Below are 25,854 nucleotides of genomic sequence, written 5' to 3'. Positions count from 1 at the left end.
GCTGTCCATCATCCACAGGCCACGGAGAGCCCGATGAGCGATTTCAAGTTTTGCCCGGTATGCGCGACTTCCCTGGAGCTGCGCGCCGACGAAGGGGAGGCCGGCAAGCTGCGCCTGGCGTGCCCCGACGGCCACTGGACCCATTGGGACAACCCCTTGCCGGTACTGGCGGCGCTGGTTGAAGTCGACGGCAAGATGCTCACTGCGCGCAATGCGGCCTGGGCTGAAGGACGCTTCGCCCTGATCACCGGCTTCATGGAGCGCGACGAGACGCCGGAGCAGGGCATCGCGCGCGAGATCAAGGAAGAAACCGATCTCGACGCGCAGCACATCGAGCTGATCGGCGTGTATGAATTCATGCGCAAGAATGAATTGATCATCGCCTATTACGTCAAGGCCAGCGGCGCCATCAAGCTTTCGCCGGAGCTGCTCGAATACCGCCTGTCGGCGCCGGCCGACCTGCGCCCCTGGCCGGCCGGCACCGGCCACGCGGTGGCGGACTGGATGCGCTCGCGCCAGCTGCCGGTGCAGTACGTGGAGTTCGCCGGTTCCAGCACGCCGATCGAGACGCCCCAGATCGCCAAATAGTCAGGATTAGTTGCTATTGCACAATCTTAGTGCGGTGAATACAACAGATCTTGTGCGACGCATCAACTCGGCGCATCTTTGCAGTAAAATCGTTTTCGTTGTATTCCAATTTTGAGTCGAAGTAATGACCATTGAATTTCACCGGGAACTGGATGCGCGCGGCCTGAACTGTCCGCTGCCCATCCTCAAGACCAAGAAGGCCCTGGCCGATATGGCAAGCGGCCAAGTGCTCAGGGTTACCGCCACCGACACCGGTTCGGTGCGGGATTTCCAGGCATTCGCCAAGCAGACCGGCAACGACCTGCTGGAGCAATCGAAGAACGACGAGCAGGAGTTCATCTTCTTCATGAAGCGCAAGTGATTCCCGCCGAGCTGGCGCAGGTGCAGCAATTCGCATCCCGCCGGCGCCAGGCGACCAATGAAAAAGCCCGCAGATGCGGGCTTTTTTCTTGCCTGAAGATCCGGCCTAATTTCAGAATTCCGGATGGAAGCTTTCGGCGCGGGCGATGGGCCAGAACTTTTCATAGACCTGATAGCGGTAATTGCCGTCCAGCAAATCGTTGGGCTCCAGGTACTTGAGCACGTTGGACATGAGCTGGATCTCGTGGTCGTTGATGCGTCGGACGATGTGGTGCGGGCGCAGCGCCGAGGTGTGCGGCAGGCCGGCCGCCTGCACCAGTTCCTGCAAGGCGTGCAGGGTGCTCTGGTGGAAGCGGTAGACGCGCTCGGCCTTGTCCGGCACCACCAGCGCGCGGGCGCGATGGGCGTTCTGGGTGGCTACGCCCGTGGGGCAGCGGTCGGTATGGCAGCTCTGCGACTGGATGCAGCCCAGCGCGAACATGAAGCCGCGCGCCGAGTTGCACCAGTCGGCGCCCAGCGCCAGCGTGCGCGCCAGGTCGAAGGCGGTGACGATCTTGCCGCCGGCGCCGATCTTCACCTTGTCGCGCAGGCCGATGCCCACCAGGGTGTTGTGCACCATCAGCAAACCTTCCTGCAGCGGCATGCCGACGTGGTCGACGAACTCCAGGGGCGCCGCGCCGGTGCCGCCTTCGGAGCCGTCCACGGTGATGAAGTCGGGCACGATGCCGGTCTTCAGCATGGCCTTGGCGATGCCGAAGAATTCCCATGGGTGGCCGATGCACATCTTGATGCCGACCGGCTTGCCGCCGCTGCGCTGGCGCAGCTTCTCGATGAATTCCAGCAGGCCGACCGGCGTCGAGAACGACGAGTGCACGGCCGGCGAGATGCAGTCGACGCCCATCGGGATGCCGCGCGTGGCGGAGATCTCCGGCGTGATCTTGGCTGCCGGCAGCACGCCGCCGTGGCCGGGTTTGGCTCCCTGCGACAGCTTCACCTCGATCATCTTGATCTGCGGCGCCTGCGCCTGGGCGGCGAATTTCTCCTCGTTGAAGCTGCCATCGGCGTTACGGCAGCCGAAGTAGCCCGAGGCCACCTGCCACACCAGGTCGCCGCCGAATTCGCGGTGATATTCCGAGACCGAGCCTTCGCCGGTGTCGTGCGCGAAGTTGCCTTTCTTCGCACCGTGGTTCAGCGCGCGGATGGCATTGGCCGAGAGCGAGCCGAAGCTCATCGCCGAGACGTTGAACACCGACATCGAATACGGTTGGGCAAGGCCTTCGCCGACGGTCACGCGGAAGTCGTGGCTGGCGATCTTGGTGGGCGAGAGCGAGTGGCCTATCCATTCATGGCCCGCCTGCTGCATGTCCAGCTCGGTACCGAAGGGGCGGCTGTCGACGTCGGCCTTGGCGCGCTGGTAGACGATGCTGCGCTTCTTGCGCGAGAACGGGCGGCCGTCCATTTCGCCTTCGATGAAATATTGGCGGATTTCCGGACGGATGGACTCGAACATGAAGCGGAAATGCCCGATCAGCGGGTAGTTGCGCAGCACTGCGTGGCGCCGCTGCGCGAGGTCGCGGATGCCGATCGCCGACAGCGCCAGCGGGATGAGCGACCAGCCCCAGCCGATGAATTGGCCTGCAGCCAGCAGCACCAGCGCGGTGGACAGGATGATGACCGACCAGAACACGAAATAACGGTTTGCCCACATGGTGAAATAGTCTGCCCTGTTGTCGTTGTGATGGCGATACGATCCGGATCGGAAACCTGCGCCGAAAGTTTTCAGGATTCTAACGCCACGGCAGAGTTGGCGATTGTGTGGAATTGAGGGGTCTTTACCTGCGATTTGCCCGGACGAGGCGTCGCGGCCCTGTGCGGCGGCAATGGCATCTTTATTGCTTAGGTATTGCGGCATACGAAGCCGCCCCGATGAGGGTGGCCAAACGACATCACTGTTCACATCCGCAGCGGGGCGAGGCGCACGCAGTTCATATGAAAACAGCAGCTTTATCGGTCTTTCCCGACGGACAGTCGCCGTCGATGCAGTCCATTCCGCGTTCGCCGCGCCTGCTCGAAACCCTGCTGGTCAATCTCGACGGCGTGGTCTATCGCTGCCGCGACGATGCGCAATGGAGCATGGAATTCGTCAGCGAAGGCTGCCTGGAACTGACCGGCTACCTGCCGGAGGACCTGCTGCTGAACCAGCGGCTGTCCTTCGTCGACCTGATCCACCAGGATGACCGCGAGATGGTGCGCATCCATGTGGAAGATTGCCTGCGCGGCAGGCATCGCATCGACGTCGAGTACCGCATCGTGCGCGCCGACGGCGTGGTGCGCTGGGTGTGGGGGCGCGGCGTGGGCATTTACGGCGGCGCCGGCAAGGTCGAGGCGATTGAAGGCTTCATGCAGGACATCACCGAACGCAAGGAAGCCGCGCAGGCGCTGCAAGAGGCCGAACGCCGCTATCGCAGCATCTTCGAGAACGCCATCGAGGGGGTGTTCCAGACCACGCCGGACGGCACCTACATCGCGGTCAACCCGGCGCTGGCGCGCATCTATGGCTACCGCTCGCCGGAAGACCTGATCGTCGGCCTGCGCGACATCCGCCACCAGCTCTACGTCGAGCCGGAGCGGCGCAGCGAATTCATGCGGCTGATGGAGGAGCGCGGCTCGGTGTCCAATTTCGAGTCGCGCGTGTACCGCCGCGACGGCGACATCATCTGGATCTCGGAGAACGCGCGCGCGGTCTGCGATGAGGCCGGCAACCTGGTCTGCTACGAGGGCACGGTGGAAGCCATCACCGAGCGCAAGCTCTACGAGGCCGAGATCCGCCACCAGGCCACGCACGACGCGCTGACCGGGCTGCCCAACCGCAACATGTTGCACGACCACCTGCAGCGCGCCATCGCCGGCGCGCGCCAGAAAAGCGGGCTGACCGCGGTGGCCTTCGTCGATCTCGACCAGTTCAAGTTCATCAACGACAGCCTGGGCCACCAGGTCGGCGACGAGCTCCTCAAGACGGTGGCGCAGCGCCTGCAATCCTGCCTGCGCGACTCCGACATGGTGGCGCGCCAGGGCGGCGACGAGTTCGTGCTGGTGCTGCAGAACCAGACCGGCGAAGCCGGCATCGCCGAGGTAATGCAGCGCATCCTGGCGGCGGTGTCGCGCCCGTGGCAGGCCGGCGACCGCGAATTCCACATCACGTCAAGCATCGGCGTGAGCCGCTATCCGGCCGACGGCCGCGACGTCGAGACCCTGCTCAAGAACGCCGATTCGGCCATGTACAAGGCCAAGGAGCAGGGGCGCAACAACTTCCAGTTCTTCGCGCCCTGGATGGACACCCAGGTCAGCAACCGCCTGGAAATGCTGATCAGCTTGCGCCGCGCGCTCGACCAGCAGGAGTTCAAGCTGTACTACCAGCCCAAGCTGAGCCTGAAGGACGGCCGCATCATCGGCGCCGAGGCGCTGATCCGCTGGGATTCGCCGGAGCAGGGCATGGTCCCGCCCGACCGTTTCATCCCCTTTGCCGAAGAGGCCGGGCTGATCGTGCCCATCGGCGAGTGGGTGCTGCGCACCGCCTGTCGCCAGAATAAGGCCTGGCAGGATGCAGGCCTGCCGCCGATCCCGGTGGCGGTGAACCTGTCGCCGCGCCAGATGAACCAGGCCTTGCCCGAATTCGTGGCCGGGGTGCTGGCCCAGAGCGGCTTGTCGGCCGCCTGGCTGGAGCTGGAGATCACCGAGAACGTGGTCATGAAGGACGCCGAAAAAACCGTGGCCACGCTGCATACCCTGAAGCGACTGGGGCTGCAGATCTCGGTGGACGACTTCGGCACCGGCTACTCCAGCCTGTCCTATCTGCGCCGTTTCCCGGTGGACGCGCTCAAGATCGACAAGTCCTTCGTGCGCGACATCGCCCGCGACGCCGACAGCGCAGCCATCGTCAAGGCGGTGATCTCGCTGGCGCACATCCTCAACCTGCGGGTCATCGCCGAGGGCGTGGAGGATGAGGAGCAGCATGCTTTCCTGAGGGAAAATGGCTGCGATCAGGTGCAGGGTTATTACTTTGGCAAGCCGATGAGCGCCGATGACTTCACCGCGCGGCTGGAGTTGGAGGCGCGCCGCCTGTCCGGGGACTGACGCGGCGCTGACAATGGCCGGAAATAGTTGTCTTGGCCTTGCAACAGCGCCCAACCCCGGAAATCTTTGTGCTACACTCCGCGCAGAACTTTTGATGCCTTGCGCCCGACCGCCGCAACCCTTGCGGCAGACAACGGCTCGTTGACGTAAGGCCGGTAGTTGATAAAGGTGCAGATCGGCCGTCCGCAACCCTGCGACATGACGGCTTTGCGAAAGCGCGATATCCGCGCGACGCCGATTTGACCGGGTCTCAATTTCCAGCACATTCAATCTCCTAAAACCGGGCACCGGAAAGCAGCGCCAACCGCATCACGCAAGCGCAGCAGGTTTGCCGCATCCGGCGCATGGCGCCGTGTACGGGCGCAACCATGCCGGACTCAGTACAAGCCGAACTTTTGTTTAACAACAAGACGCACAAGAGCCGTACATGAATATTGCTGAGGCGAAGAAAGTCCTCGAAACCGCATTGCTTTGCACGCACGAGCCCTTATCGATCAATGATCTGAAGAAGCTGTACGTCGACCCCGAGAGCGAACAAGCCAGCGAAATCAGTGCCGACAACATCCGGCAGATGCTCGATGAGCTGCGCGAAGACTGGGCCGACAAGGGGGTGGAAGTGGTCAGCCTGTCGACCGGCTGGCGTTTCCAGAGCCGTCGCGACATGAAGGTGTACCTGGAGCGCCTGAATCCGGAGAAGCCGCCCAAATACACGCGCGCCACGCTGGAGACCCTGGCCATCATCGCTTATCGCCAGCCGGTCACGCGCGGCGACATCGAGGAGATCCGCGGCGTCGCGGTCAACTCGCAGACCATCAAGATGCTGGAAGAGCGCGGCTGGATCGAGTCGATCGGCCATCGCGACGTGCCGGGCCGCCCGGCGCTGTTCGCCACCACCCGCAAGTTCCTGGACGACCTGGGCTTGAGCTCGCTGGAAGAACTGCCGCCGCTGCAATCCGTGGGCGGCGAGGCGACGGTCCAGGGCGCGTTGCTGGAGTTGCAGGCGCTAGAAGGCGGCGTTGCCGCGCTGGCGGGGCAGGCCGAAGGCGATGCCGATGAGCCGGAGCATGACGACGGCCAGCTGGAGCTGGGCGAAGTGACGGCGCCGGGCGCCGACGATGCGCACACGGCAGCCTCGGAAGAAGATGCAATGAGCAGCGCCGAGCCTGAAGCGGCGGCGCTGGGCGAAGAACCGGTCGAGACCGCGGAGGCGCAAGTCGCCGCGGCGCAGGAAGACCTCGCAGTGCATGATGCGACAGCCGATGGGGAAAAGGCCGCGCACGCTGAAGACGCTTTGGAAGAAGCGCAAGAACCTTTTGACGAAGACGTTGCCGTAACAGGCACAGACGCCCTTGAGACCGCCGCAGAAGCGGCAGGCGAGCACAACGACACCACCGACCAGACCGCAGAGCGCGACGACAAATCCGAACCGGGTCTGCACAATCAAGATTCGAAGAATGAAGCCAACTAGTTCCAAAGACGAGCAAAGCGTCGAGCTTGCCGCGACCGATTCGGCCGTGACTGAAAAGCCGGTGAAGAAGCGTGCCCCGCGCAAGACTGCGGCCAGCGCCGTCGAGGCTGACGCGCCTGTCGCCGACGCGACGGCCGACGCCCCAGCGCCGAAAAAGCGCGCGCCCCGCGCCAAAAAGGCCGAGGTGAGCGAGGACGTCGCCCCGGCTGCCGCAGCCGCGCCTGTCGAGCCGGCTGCGCCCGCGGCCGAGAAGAAGCCGCGCGCCGCCAAGCCGCGTGCCAAGAAGGTTGATGTCGCCGTCGAGGCGGCCGAGCCGGCAGCGAAGCCGGCCAGGAAGGCGCCGCGCGCGGCGCAGCTCAGCCTGGATATGAATACCCCGGCCCCGGCCGCCGCGGAAGCGCCCAAGGTGATCGTCACCGTGGGCGACGAAGTGGTGGCGCCGCCGGTGCTGCTGGATGCCCCGGCCGATCCCAATCGCGCCAAGCCGGCGCGCCGGGGCGTGCGCGGTCCGCGAGCGCTGCGCAACAACCGTGCGGCGCAACGCGCTGCGGCCGGCAACGAAACCGCCGTCCAGCAAAAGCCCGAGGGCGGCGCCGCGCCGGAAGCGCGCGGCCAGTTCAAGAAGGACGGCAATCAAGGCGGCCAGCAGGCTCAGCAAGGCAAGAAGGGCTTCGACAAGAACCACAAGAAACCCAAGGCGCCGCAGCTCGGCTTGCGCGCCGAGCAGCCGGCCGACGACATCTTCTCGTATGTCACCTCGGAAGCCTTCGACCGCGAAGAGGGCGGCAAGAGCCAGAATCGCCATCCGCACCAGCTGCGCGGCAAGAACGGCCGCCGCGACCTGACCGCCGAAGATGACGCGCCCAAGCTGCACAAGGTGCTGGCCGACGCCGGCCTCGGTTCGCGTCGCGACATGGAAGAGCTGATCGTGGCCGGCCGCGTGTCGGTCAACGGCGAGCCGGCCCACATCGGCCAGCGCATCCTGCCCACCGACCAGGTCCGCATCAACGGCAAGCTGCTGCAACGCAAGGTTTCCAAGCGTCCGCCGCGCGTGCTGGTGTACCACAAGCCGGCCGGCGAGATCGTCAGCCATGCCGATCCGGAAGGCCGCAGCTCGGTGTTCGATCGCCTGCCGACCATGAAGGCGGGCAAGTGGCTGGCCGTGGGCCGCCTCGACTTCAACACCGAAGGCCTGCTGCTGTTCACCACCTCCGGCGACCTCGCCAACCGCCTGATGCACCCGCGCTACAACATCGAGCGCGAATACGCCGTGCGTACGCTGGGCGAGCTGGAGGAAGGCATGCGCCAGAAGCTGCTGCACGGCGTCGAGCTCGATGACGGCCTGGCGCAGTTCTCGCGCATCGCCGACGGCGGCGGCGAAGGCGTCAACAAGTGGTATCGCGTGACCATCGGCGAAGGCCGCAACCGCGAAGTGCGCCGCATGTTCGAAGCGATCGGCCTGACCGTGTCGCGCCTGATCCGTACCCGCTACGGCGACATGTCGCTGCCGCAGACCCTGAAGCGCGGTCGCTGGGAGGAGCTTGAAGAAAACGCCGTGCGCAACATGCTGGTGGCCTGTGGCCTGGAAAAGCAGGGCGGCGAGCAGAAGTCGTCCGACGGCAATGCCAAGGGCGGCAACAACGGCCCGCGCGGCAACCAGATGCAAGGCAAGGGCGGTCCCCAGCAGCGCAGCCGCGGCAACGGTAACGCAGCCGGCAATGGCGGCGGCTACGGCGGCAACGCCAAGGGCGGTTACGGCGGCAACAAGGACAACTACGGCAACAAGGACAACTTCGGCAATCGCGACGGCTACGGCAACAACAAGGGTGGCGGCGGTCAGCAGAAGAGTCGCCAGCCTGATCCGTTGCAGACGGCACTGGGATTCCCCGATGCCGGCAGCCAGCGTCGCGGCGGCAATCGCCCGCAGCGCGGCGGCAATGCGGCCAGCTTCGGCCTGCCCGGCCTGCCGGGCATGGCGCGCCGCCGGGGCCGCTAGGGCCATGCGCCGCACGGATGGGCTTGTCGCCAGGCAAGTTCGTCCGGCGTGTATGTCGGGTCAGCAATAGTCGTCTGGAATGCGCCGCTTTTTCGGGCGCTTTTGGCGCATGTGCTGCATTTCGGCCCATTCATGAATTGCCGTGCATACCGTAATCGATTATAATGCGCAAGTTAAACGCAACCTGCCGCGAATCACATATGTGCTAATTCATTGAAAGATCCGCCTGCGCCATGATGTTGATGGAAGTATCGGTGGGTCGCGCGATGTGTGATCTCGAGTTGTAAATGAGATAACAAAAGATGGGCAGATGCCCATTTTTTTTTTGCCGAACAATTCCGATGCCTGCGCGCCTCAACGCCGCGCCGGCGTCAAAACGGAGAAATAGTCTTGCAATTGCTGGAACTGATCGAATCCACCCTCTCGGGCATGGGCTACGAACTGGTCGAATTAGAGAAGGCGCAGCGCGGTCTGGTGCGCGTCTTCATCGATTTTCCGTTCGATCCGGCGGCCGAGCAGGCGCAGTCGATCACGGTCGAGGATTGCGAGAAGGTGACGCATCAACTGCTGCACGTCTTCACGGTCGAAGAGGTGGCGTATGAGCGTCTGGAAGTATCCTCGCCGGGGCTGGATCGGCCCCTGAACAAGCTGGTGGACTACGTGCGCTTCGCCGATTGCGAAGCCATCGTCAAGCTGCGCGTGCCGCTGCCGGGAACGTCCAACCGCAAGACTTACGAGGGGATTCTGCGCGCACCCGAAGGCGAGAATCTGGTACTTGAATTTGAAGCAAACGATGGGTCGGCCGCCGTGTTGAATTTCACGCTGGCCGACGTGGATAAGGCACAGCTGGTGCCGCAGGTCGATTTTAGGAGTCGCAAAGGATGAGCCGCGAAATTTTGTTGTTGGTCGATGCGTTGGCGCGCGAAAAGAACGTCGATAAGGAAGTCGTCTTCGGTGCACTGGAGCATGCGCTCGCGCAGGCGACCAAGAAGCGCTATGAAGGCGAAGTCGATATCCGCGTCTCGATCGACCGCGAGAGCGGCGAGTTCGAATCGTTCCGCCGCTGGCACGTGGTGCCCGACGAGGCCGGTCTGCAGCTGCCCGACCAGGAAGTGCTGCTGTTCGAAGCCAAGGAACAGTACGCCGATATCGAAGTCGACGAATACATCGAGGAGCCGATCGAGTCCGTCGAGTTCGGCCGCCGCTTCGCGCAGGACACCAAGCAGGTGGTCCTGCAGCGCATCCGCGACGCCGAGCGCGAACAGATTCTGGCCGATTTCCTGGCGCGCGGCGACGCGCTGGTCACCGGCACCATCAAGCGCATGGAGCGCGGCGACGCCATCGTGGAGTCGGGCAAGATCGAAGCGCGCCTGCCGCGCGACCAGATGATCCCGAAGGAAAACCTGCGCATCGGCGACCGCGTGCGCGCCTTCATCCTGCGCATCGATCGCAGCGCCCGCGGCCCGCAGGTGATCCTCTCGCGCACCGCGCCGGAATTCATCATGAAGCTGTTCGAGCTGGAAGTGCCGGAAATCGAGCAGGGTTCGCTCGAAATCAAGTCGGCCGCGCGCGACTCGGGCGTGCGCGCCAAGATCGCCGTGTACACCGCCGACAAGCGCATCGACCCCATCGGCACCTGCGTGGGCATGCGCGGTTCGCGCGTGCAGGCCGTGACCGGCGAGCTGGGCGGCGAGCGCGTGGACATCGTGCTGTGGTCGGAAGATCCGGCGCAGTTCGTCATCGGTGCGCTGGCGCCGGCCAACGTCACATCCATCGTGGTCGATGAAGAGAAGCACGCCATGGACGTGGTGGTCGACGAGGAAAACCTGGCCATCGCCATCGGCCGCGGGGGCCAGAACGTGCGCCTGGCGGCTGAACTGACCGGCTGGCAGATCAACATCATGACTGCCGAGGAATCGGCCGACAAGTCGGCCGCCGAAACCGCCGTGATCCGCGTGCTGTTCATGGAAAAGCTGGACGTCGACCAGGAAGTGGCTGACATCCTGGTCGAGGAAGGTTTCTCGACCCTGGAAGAAATCGCCTACGTTCCGATCAACGAGATGCTCGAGATCGAATCGTTCGACGAAGAAACCGTCAACGAGCTGCGCAACCGCGCCCGCGACGCCCTGGTGACCGAAGCGATCGCCTCCGAAGAAGGCCTGGAAGGCATGGACGAGGAGCTGATCAACTTCGAGGGCCTGGACCGCGTGCTGGCCGGCAAGCTGGGCCTGGCAGGCGTGAAGACGCTGTCGGCCTTCGCCGGCCTGGCGTATGACGAATTCGGCGCGATCCTGGCCCTGCCTTCCGAGCGCGCGCGCCAACTGATTGAAAATGCATTTGAAGATGTGACCGACGATGAAATGAAGCTCATCGATTCCAAATACGATGAGCGAGCCAAGGCGTTGCAGGCCAAGGCGTGGAGCGTGACCGAAGCCCGCTGATCAGCGGACTTTGCGATTCCACATCATCTGCCGAGCCACATAGAAAAGAGGACTGAATGGCGAGTACCAACGTTGCCCAATTTGCCACCGAGCTGAAAATGCCCGCTGACCTGCTGCTGACCCAGCTGCGTTCGGCCGGTGTCGAAAAGAGCTCCGCATCCGACTCCCTGTCGAAAGAAGACAAGGACCGCCTGCTTGAACACCTGCGCCGCTCGCGTGGCGCCGCGCCGGAAGGCGAGAAGAAAAAGATCACGCTGACCCGCAAGGAAACCAGCGAGATCAAGCAGGCCGATGCGACGGGCAAATCGCGCACGATCCAGGTGGAAGTGCGCAAGAAGCGCACCTTCATCAAGCGTGACGAACCTGCTGCTGAAGAGACTGTGGCACGCGCCGATGTGGCTCAGGAGGAGCAGGTCAGCGCCCAGGAGCGTGAGCAGGAAGAGGCTCGCCGTCAGGCCGAACTGAAGGCGCAGGAAGAACGCTTGGCCCAGCTGGAGGCCGAGCGCGTTGCCCAGGCCCAGGCTGCCGAACTGGAACAGAAGCGCATTCGTGAAGCCGCTGAGGCGGAGGCTGCGCGTGTTGCTGCGGAAGCCGCGATCGAAGCCGAGAAGGCCAAGGCCGCGCCGGCTGCTGCCCCCAATCCTGCCGAAGACGAGAAAAAGCGCGCCGCTGCCGAAGAGGCCAAGAAGAAGGCCGCCGAGGCAGCCAAGGAAGCGGCCGATCGCGCTGCTGCCGCCGACCGCGCCCGCAAGGCAGTGGAAGACGAAGTTGCACAGATCAAGGCCATGATGAACGCGCCGCGTCGCGTCATCAAGGCGCCGGAGCCGGCGCCTGCCGCCAAGGCGCCCGAAGGTACGCTGCACAAGCCGGCTGACAAGAAGCCGGGTGAGAAGAAGCCGGGCGACAAGCCAGCCGTCGCAGCAGACAAGAAGTCGATCAAGTCGGCCAACGTCGCCTCGACCTGGCAAGACGAAGCCAAGAAGCGCGGCACCGGCGGCATGAAGTCGCGCGGCGCCCCTGGCGGCGGTGGCGGTCGCGATGGCGGCTGGCGCGCCGGCGGCAAGGGCCGTCGCCATTCTCAGAACGATGATTCCCGCGAGAGCAATTTCCAGGTGCCGACCGAAGCCGTGGTGCACGATGTCTATGTGCCGGAAACCATCACCGTGGCCGAAGTGGCGCACAAGATGGCGGTCAAGGCGTCCGAGGTCATCAAGCATCTGATGAAGCTGGGCCAGATGGTCACCATCAACCAGGTGCTGGATCAGGAAACCGCGATGATCGTGGTCGAGGAAATGGGGCACCGCGCCCATCCGGCCAAGGAAGACGATCCTGAGGCGCTGCTGGTCGAAGGTGAAGAGCACGCAAATGCCGAAGCCCTGCCGCGCGCACCGGTGGTCACCGTCATGGGTCACGTCGACCACGGCAAGACCTCGCTGCTGGACTACATCCGTCGCGCCAAGGTCGCTTCCGGCGAAGCCGGCGGCATTACCCAGCACATCGGCGCCTACCACGTGGAAACCCCGCGCGGCATGATCACCTTCCTGGACACCCCGGGCCACGAGGCGTTCACCGCCATGCGTGCCCGCGGCGCCAAGGCCACCGACATCGTCATTCTGGTGGTGGCGGCCGACGACGGCGTGATGCCGCAGACCAAGGAAGCGATTGCCCACGCTAAGGCCGGCGGCGTGCCGCTGGTCGTGGCGATCAACAAGATCGACAAGCCCGGCAGCAATCTGGATCGCGTCAAGCAGGAACTGATTGCCGAAGGCGTCGTGCCTGAAGAGTACGGTGGCGAATCGCCGTTCATTCCCGTGTCGGCCAAGACCGGCGAAGGTATCGACTCGCTGCTGGAAAACGTATTGCTGCAAGCCGAAGTGCTGGAGCTGACCGCGCCGATCGACGTGCCGGCCCGTGGCCTGGTGATCGAAGCCAAGCTGGACAAGGGCCGCGGCCCGGTGGCAACGATCCTGGTGCAGTCCGGTACCTTGAAGCGCGGCGATGTCGTGCTGGCGGGTTCGGCCTACGGTCGCGTCCGTGCGATGCTGGACGAGAACGGCAAGAACATCACCGCGGCGGGCCCGTCGCTGCCGGTCGAGATCCAGGGCCTGACGGAAGTGCCGTCGGCCGGTGAAGAAGTGCTGGTCATGTCCGATGAGCGCAAGGCGCGTGAAATCGGCCTGTTCCGTCAAGGCAAGTTCCGTGACGTGAAGCTGGCCAAGCAGCAAGCCGCCAAGCTGGAAAACATGTTCGACCAGATGACCGAAGGCGAGGTCAAGAACCTGCCGATGATCATCAAGACCGACGTGCAAGGCTCGCAGGAAGCGCTGGTGCAATCGCTGCAAAAACTGTCCAACGCCGAAGTGCGTGTTCAGGTGGTGCATGCGGCAGTCGGCGGCATTTCCGAAAACGACGTCAACCTGGCGGTTGCATCGAAGGCGGTCATCATCGGCTTCAACACCCGCGCCGATGCGTCCGCGCGCAAGCTGGCCGAAGCCAGCGGCGTGGACATCCGTTACTACAACATCATTTACGATGCGGTGGACGAGGTGAAGGCTGCGATGTCGGGCATGCTGGCTCCGGAAAAGCGCGAACACGCGCTGGGCCTGGTGGAAATCCGCCAGGTGTTCGTGGTCAGCAAGGTCGGTTCGATCGCCGGTTGCTACGTGCTGGAAGGCCTGGTCAAGCGCGGTTCGCAAGTCCGCCTGCTGCGCAACAACGTGGTGGTCTGGGCCGGCGAGCTGGACTCGCTCAAGCGCTTCAAGGACGACGCCAAGGAAGTCAAGTCGGGCTTCGAGTGCGGCCTGTCGCTCAAGGGCTACAACGATATCGAGGTGGGCGACCAGCTCGAGATCTTCGAAGTCCAGGAAGTGGCCCGTACCCTGTAATGCAGTTCCGCCGGCGCGAGATGTCCTCGCGCCGGCATCATTTGAAGGATCCGTCGCAGCAACGCGGGAATGTTCCCGTCACGCCACCGGCGGATTGTTTTTTTAAAGCATGGCAAAACACAGCAAATCCATTCCCGGACGCGGCTTGCGCGTCGCCGACCAGATCCAGCGCGATCTGTCGGAGTTGATCGCTTTCGAGCTGAAGGATCCGCGGGTGGGCATGATCACCATCACCGAAGTGCAGGTCACTCCGGACTACGCGCACGCCAAGATCTTCTTCACCACGCTGGTGGACAATCCCGACGCGGTCAAGAACACCCTGGCCGGCTTGCGCAAGGCCGGCGGCTTCCTGCGCACCCAGCTGGGGCGCAGGCTGAGCATCCACACCTTGCCCGAGCTGCATTTCGTGCACGACAACTCGACCGTGCGCGGCATTGAAATGTCGCGCCTGATCGACGAAGCCAATGCCACCCGCGCCAAGGATTCGGACGACGAAGCCTGAACCGGCGTGGCCGGCGCGACGCAGGTGCCGGGCGCGACAGCGAGAATGCGGCACTCCGACGCCGCGACTTCATTGACGAACTATCCCGCCGGCTCGCGCAGTGCGCGCAGCCGGCAAGGCATTCATGGCTGACAACACCCCGGGGGACGCGGCGTCCCCCCTCCAGGCAATCGACGAGAAGCGCGTCAAGCGCGCCCAGGCGCTGCGCGCGCCCCGGCCGCCGCGGCTGCCGGTGCATGGCGTGCTGCTGCTGGACAAGCCGGTCGGCCTGTCCTCCAACGACGCGCTGATCCGCGCCAAGCGCATGCTCAACGCGCCCAAGGCAGGCCACACCGGCACCCTGGATCCGTTCGCCACCGGCCTGCTGCCGCTGTGCTTCGGCGAGGCCACCAAGTTTTCGCAAGACCTGCTGGAAGCCGACAAGACCTATGAGGCGGTGGTGCACCTGGGCCTGAAGACCGACACCGGCGACACCGAAGGCCAGGTCATCGCCGAGCGCCCGGTGGCGGTCGACGTCGCGCAGATCGAAGCCGCGCTGGCGCGTTTTCGCGGTCCGATCAGCCAGGTGCCGCCCATGCATTCCGCGCTCAAGCGCGACGGCAAGCCGCTGTACGAATATGCCCGCGCGGGCATCACGCTGGAGCGCGAGGCCCGCGACGTCGTCATCCACAAGCTGGAGATGCTGGACTACCAGGCGCCGATGCTGGCCATCCGCGTCACTTGCAGCAAGGGCACCTACATCCGCGTGCTGGGAGAGGATATCGGCGAGGCGCTGGGATGCGGCGCTCACCTGAACGCCTTGCGCCGTACCGAGGTCGGCCCGCTGGCGCTGCAGGGCGCGCTGACGTTGGAACAGTTCGACGCGCTCGGCGAGACCGAGCGTCGCCAGGCCGCGCTGTTGCCGGTGGATGCCTTGCTGCGCAGTTTCCCGGCGGTGCAGTTGCCCGACGAGCTGGCGCGCCGCTTCCTGCATGGCCAGCGCCTGCCGTTGGCCAAGGAGGGCGTGGCCGCGCCGGAGCAATTGGGGCGCGTGCGCGTCTATCGGCAATCGGACGGCGCCCTGCTGGGGACCGGGCTGTTGCAGGAATACGCCATATTGGCGCCAGAACGGCTGATTTCCACAGCCTGAAAGATTGAACGAGGGGGCCGAAGAACGGCTCCCGGCGCGCCTTTCGGGGTTCGCGCCAAAGCGGCGGCAAGCCGTTGAAAAGACAGGTCTTTTCAAATTTCATGCGTCGCAACATGTTATAATGCGCGCCTTCCGAGAATCGGTATTCCAACCCACATTCACCATGTCAAACAATATCCGCGCAATTCGCAACATCGCCATCATCGCTCACGTCGACCACGGCAAAACCACCCTGGTCGACCAGCTGCTGCGCCAGTCCGGCACCTTCCGCGACAACCAGCAGGTCGATAACCGCGTGATGGACTCGAACGACATCGAAAAGGAACGCGGCATCACCATCCTGTCGAAGAACTGCGCGGTCGAGTACAAGGGAACCCACATCAACATCGTCGACACCCCGGGCCACGCCGACTTCGGCGGTGAGGTCGAGCGCGTGCTGTCGATGGTCGACAGCGTGCTGCTGCTGGTCGATGCGCAGGAAGGTCCGATGCCGCAGACCCGCTTCGTGACCCGCAAGGCGCTGGCCCTGGGCTTGAAGCCCATCGTCGTGCTCAACAAGATCGACCGTCCCGGCGCGCGTCCCGAGTGGGCCATCAACGCCACCTTCGAACTGTTCGACAAGCTGGGCGCCACCGAAGAGCAGCTGGACTTCCCGGTGGTCTATGCCTCCGGCCTGAACGGCTATGCCGGCCTGACCCCGGACGTGCGCGACGGCTCCATGGAGCCGCTGTTCGACGCCATCCTGAAGTACGTGCCGGCGCGTGAAGATGACCCGAATGCACCGCTGCAACTGCAGATCACCTCGCTGGAATACTCGTCCTACGTCGGCAAGATCGGCGTCGGCCGCATCCTGGCCGGCCGCGTCAAGGGCGGTCAGGACGTGGTGTGGATGAACGGTCCCGAAGACAAGCCGACCAAGGCCCGCATCAACCAGGTGCTGACCTTCAAGGGCCTGGAGCGCGTGCTGGTCGATGAAGCGCTGGCCGGCGACATCGTGCTGATCAACGGCATCGAGGAAATCGGCATCGGCTCCACCATTTGCGCGCCTGACGCCCCCAACGGCCTGCCGATGCTGAAGGTCGACGAACCGACCCTGACCATGAACTTCATGGTCAACACCTCGCCGCTGGCCGGCCGCGAAGGCAAGTTTGTCACCACCCGCCAGATCCGCGACCGCCTGGAAAAGGAACTGAAGTCCAACATGGCGCTGCGCGTGGTCCAGGCCGAGAACGACGACTCGACCTACGAAGTGTCGGGCCGCGGCGAACTGCACCTGACCATCCTGATCGAGAACATGCGCCGCGAAGGTTTCGAGCTGGCCGTCTCGCGTCCGCGCGTGGTGTTCCGCATGGTTGACGGCGTGCGCGAAGAGCCGTACGAAAACCTGACCGTCGACGTCGAAGAAACCCACCAGGGCGGCGTGATGGAAGAGCTGGGCCGCCGCCGCGGCGACCTGCAGAACATGGAACCGGACGGCAAGGGCCGCGTGCGCCTGGAGTACCACATCCCGGCGCGTGGCCTGATCGGCTTCCAGGGCGAATTCATGACCCTGACCCGCGGCACCGGCCTGATGAGCCACGTGTTCGACGACTACAAGGCCGTCGATACCACCAAGGGCGAACTGGCCGGCCGTCGCAACGGCGTGCTGATCTCCCAGGACGACGGCGCCGCCGTGGCCTACGCGCTGTGGAAGCTGCAAGACCGCGGCCGCATGTTCGTCAGCCACAACGATCCGGTCTATGAAGGCATGATCATCGGCATCCACTCGCGCGACAACGACCTGGTGGTCAACCCGATCAAGGGCAAGCAGCTGACCAACGTGCGCGCTTCCGGTACCGACGAAGCCGTGCGCCTGGTGCCGCCGATCGAGCTGAACCTGGAATACGCCGTGGAATTCATCGAGGACGATGAGCTGGTGGAAGTGACGCCGAAGAGCATTCGCCTGCGCAAGCGCCACCTGAAGGAACATGAGCGCAAGAAGGCATCGCGCGAAGAATCCGTTTGATGCGGGAAGGGCGGCCCCGCCGGGCCGCCGTGGAGATGGGCGTTTGCCTGTGCTGATATCTTCCTTGTGAATATCAGATATCAGCACAATAAAGCAGACAGCTATGATGCGCTGCCATATAGTTACACCTGTCTCCTCCAATTTCCTCCTAAAGAATTGGATTCAAGCCCGCAACTACGGTTGTGGGCTTTTTTTTTGTCGAATCGCCTGAGGCCTCGACGGAGGGCGGGTTTCCCGTTGATGAGCCGCGCCGGGGGCGGCGCCGGATTCCCGGGAGGCGGTAGTAAGGCGGGGGAGATTTCTCGACGAATCTCCGGCGAGCCCTTTTTTTGTGCATTGCGAAATGACGCCTGCCGGATTGTGGTGCAGAATCGTGTCCGCTGTATAAAAATCCTATCTCAAAGAGGATAGAGGGGACACCAGCCCGCAACGCGAAAGCCTTGCGGGCTTTCTATTTGCGGCGGGATTGCGGGCGACGGCGCGGGATTCTTGCGATGCGCCCGCGCATGGCCGACACTGCCTGAAGACGGTGCAACGCGTCGCCAGCCTTCTCCTCGAAGCTGGCATCGGCGCAAACGATTTACGAATTGACGATTTCTCCAGCAAATGAAGAAACCCTTGCCTCCGCGCACCTTGAGCGTTGCGCCCATGATGGATTGGACCGATCGGCACTGCCGCGTCTTCCATCGCCAGATCACGCGCCACACCTGGCTCTACACCGAGATGGTGACCACCGGCGCGCTGCTGCACGGCGATGTGCCGCGCCATCTCGATTTCAACGAGGAAGAACATCCGGTTGCGCTGCAGTTGGGCGGCAGCGAGCCGTCCGACCTGGCACACGGCGCGAAGCTGGGCGAGCAGTGGGGTTATGACGAGATCAACCTGAATTGCGGCTGCCCCTCCGAGCGCGTGCAGAAGGGCGCCTTCGGCGCCTGCCTGATGGGTGAGCCTGAGCTGGTCGCCGATTGCGTCAAGGCCATGCGCGACGCGGTGTCGATCGACGTTACCGTCAAGCACCGCATCGGCATCGACGACGTCCAATCCTACGATTTCGTGCGCGATTTCGTCGGCAAGATTGCCGATGCCGGCTGCAGCACCTTCATCGTGCACGCGCGCAATGCCATCCTCAAGGGCCTGAGCCCGAAGGAAAACCGCGAGATCCCGCCGCTCAAGTATGACTACGCCTACCGGCTCAAGAAAGATTTCCCGCAGCTGGAAATCCTGATCAACGGCGGCATCAAGACCGTGGCCGAGATCGATGAGCACCTGCGGCACGTGGACGGCGTGATGCTGGGGCGCGAGGCGTATCACAATCCCTACCTGATGGCAGGCTTCGACGCCCGCTATTACGGCGACCTGGAGGGCGCCCGCCACCCCAGCCGCGAAGAGGTGATCGCCGCCATGCTGCCGTATATCCGGCGCCAGCTGGAATTGCATGGCGGCAATGGCGCCGGCCCCGGCCTGCGCCTCAACAGCATCACGCGCCACATGCTGGGTCTCCTGGCCGGCGTGCCGGGCGCGCGCGCCTTCCGCCAGACCTTGTCGGATTCGAAAAAGCTGGCCGGCGGCGATCCTGCCCTGCTGCAGGAGGCGCTGGCGCGCACCCAGGCTGCCTTGCATCAATAAATCGCGGCAAAGCGCGCCACAGGCCGGGTGGCGACCCCCGCAATCCTTTAAAATAGCGGGTTCCAAATGGGAAAAGAAAATCGTATGCCACTCGCAACAACAGAAGAAATCGTCGCCGAACTCCGTGCCGGACGCATGGTGATCCTGGTCGACGAGGAAGACCGCGAAAACGAGGGCGACCTGGTCCTCGCCACCGACTTCGTCACGCCCGAGGCGATCAATTTCATGGTTACGCATGCGCGCGGCCTGGTGTGCCTCACGCTCACCGAAGAACACTGCGACCAGCTCGACCTGCCGATGATGGCCAGCCGCAACGGCACCGCGTTCGGCACCAACTTCACCGTGTCCATCGAAGCCGCCGAAGGCGTGACCACCGGCATCTCCGCCGCCGACCGCGCGCGCACCATCCAGGTGGCCGCCTCCAAGGGCGCCAAGCCGTCGGACCTGGTCAATCCCGGCCACATCTTCCCGCTGCGCGCGCAAAAGGGCGGCGTGCTGATGCGCGCCGGCCATACCGAGGCCGGCTGCGACCTGACCGCCATGGCCGGCCTGACGCCGGCAGCCGTGATCTGCGAGATCCTGAAGGAAGACGGCACCATGGCGCGCCTGCCGGACCTGATGGAGTTCGCCGAGAAGCACAGCCTGAAGATCGGCACCATCGCCGACCTGATCCATTACCGCAGCCGCAACGAAAGCATCATCGAGCGCGTCGCCGAGCGCGAGATGCAGACTGTGCACGGTACGTTCAAGGCGGTCGCCTATCGCGACACGCCGTCCGGCGGCGCCCACCTGGCGCTGGTGCGCGGCGACATCCAGCCCGGCCAGGAAACCCTGGTGCGGGTGCATCAGCCGGTGTCGATCCTGGACCTGCTGGAATCCGAAGTCACCACCCACTCGTGGAACCTGGCCGCTGCCATGAAGGCGGTGCAGGCGGCGCCCTCCGGCGTGATCGTGCTGCTCAACTGCGAGGAGTCCGCGCAGCAGATGTTCGACCAGTTCGGCGCCCTGAACAAGGTCGGCACCCCGGCCGCAGGCAAGCCCGCGCGCGCCGACCGCATGGACCTGCGCACCTACGGTATCGGCGCCCAGATCCTGAAGGATCTCGGCGTATGCAAGATGAAGCTGCTGGCCAGCCCGCGCAAGATGCCTTCGATGGCAGGCTTCAAGCTCGAAGTCACGGGCTACCAGGCGCGCAACGTCGATTGAGCGTCTGTACGCAATCCGATCAGCAACCACGCAAGTCAATCATCAATAAGGAAAAGCCATGACCATTGGAACATTTGAAGCGGATTTGAATGGCGAAAGCTTGCGCATCGGTATCGTGCAGGCGCGCTTCAATGAAGACGTCTGCCACGGCCTGCTGGCCGCGTGCCTGGCGGAGTTGAAGCACCTGGGCGTCGCCGACGAGGACATCCTGCACGTGACCGTGCCGGGCGCGCTGGAAATCCCGCTGGCGCTGCAGAAGATGGCCGAGACCGAACAGTTCGACGCCCTGATCGCGCTGGGCGCGGTGATCCGCGGCGAGACCTATCATTTCGAGCTGGTCTCCAACGAGTCCGGCGCCGGCATCACCCGCATCGGCCTGGATTTCGGCTTGCCCATCGCCAACGCCGTGCTGACCACCGAGAACGACGAGCAGGCGGAAGTCCGCATGGCCGAGAAGGGCGCCGACGCCGCGCGCGTCGCCGTCGAGATGGCCAATCTGTCCATCGTGCTGGAAGAGCTGGCCCAGACCACAGAGGAAGAGTAAGCGCGCCTGCCGCGCCCGGCCTGTGCGCCGGGCGCGGCGACGCTGCTCCTTCCGGTTTCTACTTTCGTAAAGTTTCAGGCTCAGGCCGCATTCATCATGTCGAACAAATCTCAACACGCCAATTCGAACAAGAACCGCACCCCGCGCCACCGCGCGCGCGAGTTCGCGTTGCAGGGCTTGTACCAGTGGCTGCTCAACCATGAGGACACCGGCGCCATCGAGGCCCACATCCGCGAAGCCCACGGTTTCGACAAGGCCGACGCCGAGCATTTCGATACGCTGCTGACCGGCGCCATTCGCGACGCCGAGCAATTGCGCTCGGGCCTGGCGCCGCTGATCGACCGCCCCATCAAGGAGCTGTCGCCGGTGGAACATGCCGCGCTGCTGATCGGCGCCTACGAGCTGAAGAACCACATCGAGATTCCTTACAAGGTGGTGATCAACGAAGCGGTGGAGCTGACCAAGTCCTTCGGCGGCATCGACGGACACAAGTACGTCAACGGCGTGCTGGACCGCTTCTCCGCCCAGGTGCGCGCCACCGAAGTCGAGGCCGGCCGCCGCTGACCGGCGGCATGAACGCCCGGGCGGCCCGCCAGCGGCCGTCCGCGATTCATCTCCGGATTCATCGCCATTGCGCAGGCGCGGCGCCCTGCGCCTGCTTCCCGTTTTTTCGGATTCGCCATGCAACTGACTGATCTCGCCTCCCGCCTGCAGAACATCGCTCCCTTCCACGTCATGGAACTGGCCAAGAAGGCCGCCGTGCTGGAGCAGCAAGGGCGCCATATCATCCATATGGGCATCGGCGAGCCTGACTTCACGGCGCCCCCGGCGGTGGTCGAGGCGGCCACCCGCGCCATGGCCGACGGCAAGATGCAGTACACCTCGGCGACCGGCCTGCCGCAGTTGCGCCAGGCGATCTCCGACCACTATCGCAGCGTCTACGGCCTGGATATCGCGGCCGAGCGCATCGTGGTCACGGCCGGCGCATCCGCCGCCTTGCTGCTGGCCTGCGCCGCGTTGGTCGAACCGGGCTCGGAAGTGCTGATGCCGGACCCCAGCTATCCCTGCAACCGCCATTTCGTCGCCGCCTTCGAGGGCCAGGCCAGGCTGATCGCCAGCGGCCCCGAGCATCGCTTCCAGCTGTCCGCGCAGATGGTGCGCGAACACTGGGGGCAAGCCACCCGCGGCGTGTTGCTGGCGTCGCCTTCCAATCCGACCGGCACTTCCATCCTGCCCGAGGAGCTGCGGGCGATCGTTGGCGAGGTGCGCGAGCGTCGCGGCTTCACCATCGTCGATGAGATCTACCAGGGCCTGTCGTATGAGGGCGCGCCGTTCTCCGCGCTGTCGCTGGGCGAAGACGTGGTGGTGATCAACAGCTTCTCCAAGTACTTCAACATGACCGGCTGGCGCCTTGGCTGGCTGGTGCTGCCGCCGGCGCTGGTGCCGCAGATCGAGAAGCTGGCGCAGAACCTGTTCATCTGCGCTTCCTCGATCGCCCAGCATGCGGGCGTGGCCTGCTTCGCACCGGAGTCGATTGCCATCTACGAAGAGCGCAAGGCCGAGTTCAAGCGCCGCCGCGACTACATCGTGCCGGCGCTGGAAAGCCTGGGCTTCACGGTGCCGGTGACGCCGGACGGTGCCTTCTATGTCTATGCCGATTGCAGCGCCTTGTCCGACGACGCCGACCAGCTCACCATCGACATGCTCAACGAAGCGGGAGTGGTGCTGGTGCCGGGACTGGACTTCGGTCCTTTCACCGCGCGCCGCTACATCCGGCTGTCGTATGCGACCTCGATGGAAAACCTGCGGGAGGCGGTGGCCCGGCTCAGGGTGTTCTTCGACAAGCGCAAGCCGGCTTGAGGCCTGTTTCGAAACAGGCTCAGGCAGGAGAGGGCGTTGCCGCAAAGGCGTCGCGCCAAAAGAAAAAGGAGCCCGAAGGCTCCTTTTTTGCGTTTTGAATACCGGTAATATTCAATCGCAACACGCTCATAAGGCAGCGAGTTGTTCTTCCGCCTTGGCCTTGGCCGGCGCCGCCGAAGCGACGTTGTTGGCCGCCGCCGGCTTGGGCGGTGCGGCGCTGGCCGACACGGCCGGCGGCAGCTTGACGACAGCGGTGGTGTAGATCGATACGTTCTTGCCCATCGCGACCTGCTTCAGGTTCTGGTACTCCGACAGCACCTTCACGCCGTAGCCGCCGTCGTTGGCCATTTCGGCCGCGCCCACGTAGGTCTTCAGGCCGGCTTCGACCGAACCGCCGCGCGTCACGTATTCCTTCAGGATCTGCGAGCCGACGCGGATGTTGGCCACCGGATTGAGGGCTGCCTTGATGCCGCCGAGATCCTGGAATTTGTCATGGTGCACCTTGGACATCACCTGCATCAGGCCTTGCGCGCCCATCGGGCTTTCCGCGAACGGGTTGAAGCGCGATTCGATGGCGATCACCGACAGGATCAGCAGCGGATCGAGCTTGATGTCGCGCGCCGTCAGGTAGGAGGCGGACACCAGCATGTCGGCCGCGTCGCTGGCCACGCGATAGCGCTTGGCCAGCCATTCGGTGACTAGCTTCTGCTGGCGCGGCGTGCCCAGCAGTTCGCGCTCTTCCGCGCTCATCTGCGGATTGGGCGCGGGGATCGCTGCCGCCGCAGCGGTTCCGGCGATGACCGGCACGGCCGCCACCGGCACCGCCGAGCTCATCAACTGCGCCAGCGGCGGAGTCTCGGGCTGGTCGGCGGCGACTTCCTCGCTTGCATCCGAAAACGGCGACAGGCTGATCAGCCGGTCGGCCAGGTCGGGGTTGAAGAACATCAGGCCCAGTACGAACAGGGCGGCGACGCCGAGTACCGTCAATGCACGGTGGGCGACGCTGAAAAACTGTGCAACGCGCGCATTGCCGGATGCAATCCGGAAAGCGGCGCGGCGAACCATCTGTGGGGCGCTTTCTAAAGGCGCCTCAGTAGCTTGGTTGGACATTGAACCTCCTGCGTTATTGCGGCAAATACAGGGCTCGCCGGCCAAGAAGTGAAGACCGGAGTGCTGGGCTGACATCGCTGCAATCTATTACGTTACCGTCGCAAGGCGTTACGGCAAGTCCATCCGCGAGGCCTGCTGGCCGTGCCGTCGGATGGCTGAGTCGGGGAGTAAGGCTGACGCCTTGGATGCACTTCTTAAGTTGCTGGGACCCCGGGTCCCTTGGATACCTTGCGGCTTGTTGTCTTTGTTTCAAGCCTCGATGAGCTTCACAAGCTCTGCCCTTCGGTTAGGGTGGGCGCATTGTAGAAGCCACTTTATATCGAGTCAATACTATTGAACTTTATCTTTATAACTTTTGTGTATCATATTGTTCGTGGCCTTCCTTCAAAAATCAATAGAATCAAGCGTTTGCCGGGGATACCTGATCCGGCTGTGATGCAAAAAGAAATTTGTTAAAAAGTATGAAATACACGGATTTGCGCGATTTTATTTCTCAGTTGCAACAAAAAGGTGAGCTCAAGCGCGTTTCCCTCCCGGTTTCCTCCCATCTGGAGATGACCGAGATCTGCGATCGCACCCTCCGGGCGGAAGGTCCGGCGCTCCTTTTTGAGCGCGTCGACCAGAAAAATATCCCGGTGCTGGCCAATCTTTTTGGCACGCCGCGCCGCGTCGCGCTGGGCATGGGCGCCGAGGATACCGGTGAGCTGCGCCGCATCGGCCACCTGCTGGCGCGCCTCAAGGAGCCGGAGCCGCCCAAGGGCATCAAGGATGTGCTGGGCCTGGGAACGCTGGTCAAGTCGCTGTGGGACATGGCGCCCAAGGAGCGCAGCTCGGCGCCCTGCCAGGACGTGGTATGGGAGGGCAAGGATGTCGACCTGTCGCGCCTGCCGATCCAGCACTGCTGGCCGGGCGACATCGCTCCCCTGATTACATGGGGCCTGGTGATCACCAAGGGCCCTAACAAGAAGCGCCAGAATCTCGGCATCTATCGCCAGCAGGTGCTCGGTCCCAACAAGGTCATCATGCGCTGGCTGGCGCATCGCGGCGGCGCGCTGGATTTCCGCGAGCACTGCATTGCCAATCCCGGCAAGCCGTATCCGGTGGCGGTCGCCCTCGGCGCCGATCCCGCCACTATATTAGGAGCGGTGACGCCGGTGCCGGACAGCTTGTCCGAGTACCAGTTCGCCGGCCTCCTGCGCGGCAGCCGCACCGAGCTGGTCAAGGCCATGGGCAGCGAGCTGCGCGTGCCGGCATCCAGCGAGATCGTGCTGGAAGGGCACATCTATCCGGACGAGGCCCATGCCTCCGGCTATGAGCATGCGCTGGAAGGCCCCTACGGCGACCACACCGGCTACTACAACGAGCAGGACTGGTTCCCGGTATTTACGGTGGACCGCATCACCATGCGGCGCGACCCGATCTATCACTCGACCTACACCGGCAAGCCGCCCGACGAACCCGCTGTGCTGGGCGTGGCCTTGAACGAGGTGTTCGTGCCGCTGCTGCAAAAGCAGTTCTCCGAGATCACCGACTTCTACCTGCCGCCCGAGGGGTGCAGCTACCGCATGGCCGTGGTGCAGATGCGCAAGTCCTACGCCGGCCACGCCAAGCGGGTCATGTTCGGGGTGTGGAGTTTCCTGCGCCAGTTCATGTACACCAAGTTCATCGTGGTGGTGGACGAAGACGTCGACATCCGCGACTGGAAAGAAGTGATCTGGGCCATCACCACGCGCGTCGATCCGGTGCGCGATACGGTCATGGTGGACAACACGCCGATCGATTACCTCGACTTCGCCTCGCCCATCAGCGGGCTGGGCAGCAAGATGGGCATCGACGCCACCAACAAGTGGCCGGGCGAGACCAACCGCGAGTGGGGCACGCCGATCGCGATGAGCGACGACGTGAAGAAGCGCGTCGACGATATCTGGCAGCAGCTGGGCATCTGAGGCCGGCGCGTCCGCCATAAGAAAGCCGCGCAAGTGCTGCCTGCATTTGCGCGG

At 64.0% G+C, this 25,854-nt stretch carries 19 protein-coding genes; 17 read left to right on the top strand and 2 right to left on the bottom strand.

Annotated features, from left to right (window positions below):
• The first annotated feature begins 33 nt into the window (after nt 1-33).
• Together Herbaro_RS16735 and Herbaro_RS16730 are read left to right on the top strand one after the other, a co-directional pair.
• The gene (locus tag Herbaro_RS16735; protein WP_275010747.1) at nt 34-588 is read left to right on the top strand and encodes an NUDIX domain-containing protein; all 555 of its coding nucleotides are present in this window, start codon (nt 34-36) and stop codon (nt 586-588) included.
• A 124-nt stretch (nt 589-712) separates the two neighbouring features.
• Complete coding sequence (locus tag Herbaro_RS16730) at nt 713-949, top strand: sulfurtransferase TusA family protein (protein ID WP_275010746.1); 237 nt, start codon at nt 713-715, stop codon at nt 947-949.
• Nucleotides 950-1,060: 111 nt separating this feature from the next.
• Here the strand turns inward: Herbaro_RS16730 and Herbaro_RS16725 are convergent, their stop codons facing one another.
• A complete protein-coding gene (locus tag Herbaro_RS16725; RefSeq protein ID WP_275010745.1) occupies nt 1,061-2,656 on the bottom strand; it encodes an FMN-binding glutamate synthase family protein in 1,596 nt (531 codons plus the stop codon).
• Between the two features lie 281 nt (nt 2,657-2,937).
• On the opposite strand from Herbaro_RS16725, the gene Herbaro_RS16720 reads away from it, so the two are divergent.
• The 14 genes from Herbaro_RS16720 to Herbaro_RS16655 all read left to right on the top strand — a co-directional run bounded on the left by Herbaro_RS16720 (nt 2,938) and on the right by Herbaro_RS16655 (nt 22,744).
• Nucleotides 2,938-5,082: a putative bifunctional diguanylate cyclase/phosphodiesterase gene (locus Herbaro_RS16720; RefSeq protein ID WP_275010744.1), complete on the top strand. Its 2,145-nt coding sequence runs from the start codon at nt 2,938-2,940 to the stop codon at nt 5,080-5,082.
• Between the two features lie 427 nt (nt 5,083-5,509).
• Entirely contained in the window at nt 5,510-6,550 is a 1,041-nt protein-coding gene (gene scpB, locus Herbaro_RS16715; RefSeq protein ID WP_275010743.1) for an SMC-Scp complex subunit ScpB, read from the top strand.
• A complete protein-coding gene (rluB, locus tag Herbaro_RS16710; protein WP_275010742.1) occupies nt 6,537-8,546 on the top strand; it encodes a 23S rRNA pseudouridine(2605) synthase RluB in 2,010 nt (669 codons plus the stop codon). The genes scpB and rluB overlap by 14 nt, the downstream gene beginning before the upstream one ends.
• 390 nt (nt 8,547-8,936) lie before the next feature.
• Nucleotides 8,937-9,431, top strand: a complete 495-nt coding sequence (rimP, locus tag Herbaro_RS16705) for a ribosome maturation factor RimP (protein WP_275010741.1) — start codon at nt 8,937-8,939, stop codon at nt 9,429-9,431.
• On the top strand, nt 9,428-10,987 hold the full coding sequence (nusA, locus tag Herbaro_RS16700) for a transcription termination factor NusA (RefSeq protein WP_275010740.1): 1,560 nt from the start codon (nt 9,428-9,430) through the stop codon (nt 10,985-10,987). Before rimP ends, nusA begins: the two co-directional genes overlap by 4 nt.
• A gap of 56 nt (nt 10,988-11,043) precedes the next feature.
• On the top strand, nt 11,044-13,872 hold the full coding sequence (gene infB / locus Herbaro_RS16695) for a translation initiation factor IF-2 (RefSeq protein WP_275010739.1): 2,829 nt from the start codon (nt 11,044-11,046) through the stop codon (nt 13,870-13,872).
• A 109-nt stretch (nt 13,873-13,981) separates the two neighbouring features.
• Complete coding sequence (rbfA, locus tag Herbaro_RS16690; RefSeq protein WP_275010738.1) at nt 13,982-14,374, top strand: 30S ribosome-binding factor RbfA; 393 nt, start codon at nt 13,982-13,984, stop codon at nt 14,372-14,374.
• Nucleotides 14,375-14,498: 124 nt separating this feature from the next.
• Nucleotides 14,499-15,503: a tRNA pseudouridine(55) synthase TruB gene (truB, locus tag Herbaro_RS16685; protein ID WP_275010737.1), complete on the top strand. Its 1,005-nt coding sequence runs from the start codon at nt 14,499-14,501 to the stop codon at nt 15,501-15,503.
• Nucleotides 15,504-15,666: 163 nt separating this feature from the next.
• The gene (gene typA / locus Herbaro_RS16680; protein ID WP_275010736.1) at nt 15,667-17,508 is read left to right on the top strand and encodes a translational GTPase TypA; all 1,842 of its coding nucleotides are present in this window, start codon (nt 15,667-15,669) and stop codon (nt 17,506-17,508) included.
• Between the two features lie 606 nt (nt 17,509-18,114).
• Nucleotides 18,115-19,134 (top strand): tRNA dihydrouridine(20/20a) synthase DusA, encoded by a 1,020-nt coding sequence (gene dusA / locus Herbaro_RS16675; protein WP_275010735.1) that lies wholly within the window; start codon nt 18,115-18,117, stop codon nt 19,132-19,134.
• 84 nt (nt 19,135-19,218) lie between these two features.
• Nucleotides 19,219-20,340 carry a bifunctional 3,4-dihydroxy-2-butanone-4-phosphate synthase/GTP cyclohydrolase II gene (ribBA, locus tag Herbaro_RS16670; RefSeq protein ID WP_275010734.1) on the top strand — a complete coding sequence of 374 codons (1,122 nt, stop codon included), beginning with the start codon at nt 19,219-19,221 and terminating at the stop codon, nt 20,338-20,340.
• Nucleotides 20,341-20,398: 58 nt separating this feature from the next.
• Nucleotides 20,399-20,884, top strand: a complete 486-nt coding sequence (gene ribH, locus Herbaro_RS16665; protein WP_275010733.1) for a 6,7-dimethyl-8-ribityllumazine synthase — start codon at nt 20,399-20,401, stop codon at nt 20,882-20,884.
• Nucleotides 20,885-20,980: 96 nt separating this feature from the next.
• Nucleotides 20,981-21,448: a transcription antitermination factor NusB gene (gene nusB / locus Herbaro_RS16660; protein WP_275010732.1), complete on the top strand. Its 468-nt coding sequence runs from the start codon at nt 20,981-20,983 to the stop codon at nt 21,446-21,448.
• 117 nt (nt 21,449-21,565) lie between these two features.
• Entirely contained in the window at nt 21,566-22,744 is a 1,179-nt protein-coding gene (locus Herbaro_RS16655) for a pyridoxal phosphate-dependent aminotransferase (RefSeq protein WP_275010731.1), read from the top strand.
• A gap of 126 nt (nt 22,745-22,870) precedes the next feature.
• On the opposite strand, the gene Herbaro_RS16650 is transcribed toward Herbaro_RS16655, so the two are convergent.
• Nucleotides 22,871-23,854 (bottom strand): lytic transglycosylase domain-containing protein, encoded by a 984-nt coding sequence (locus tag Herbaro_RS16650; RefSeq protein WP_275010730.1) that lies wholly within the window; start codon nt 23,852-23,854, stop codon nt 22,871-22,873.
• Between the two features lie 461 nt (nt 23,855-24,315).
• Here Herbaro_RS16650 and ubiD point away from each other — a divergent pair, with 461 nt between their 5' ends.
• Complete coding sequence (ubiD, locus tag Herbaro_RS16645; protein ID WP_275010729.1) at nt 24,316-25,800, top strand: 4-hydroxy-3-polyprenylbenzoate decarboxylase; 1,485 nt, start codon at nt 24,316-24,318, stop codon at nt 25,798-25,800.
• Nucleotides 25,801-25,854 lie beyond the last annotated feature (54 nt).

Source organism: Herbaspirillum sp. WKF16 (genome assembly GCF_028993615.1).
Taxonomy (GTDB): Bacteria; Pseudomonadota; Gammaproteobacteria; order Burkholderiales; family Burkholderiaceae_D; genus Herbaspirillum.
Note: the sequence above shows the minus strand (reverse complement) of the source record. Positions and strands in the feature narration are given on the sequence as shown.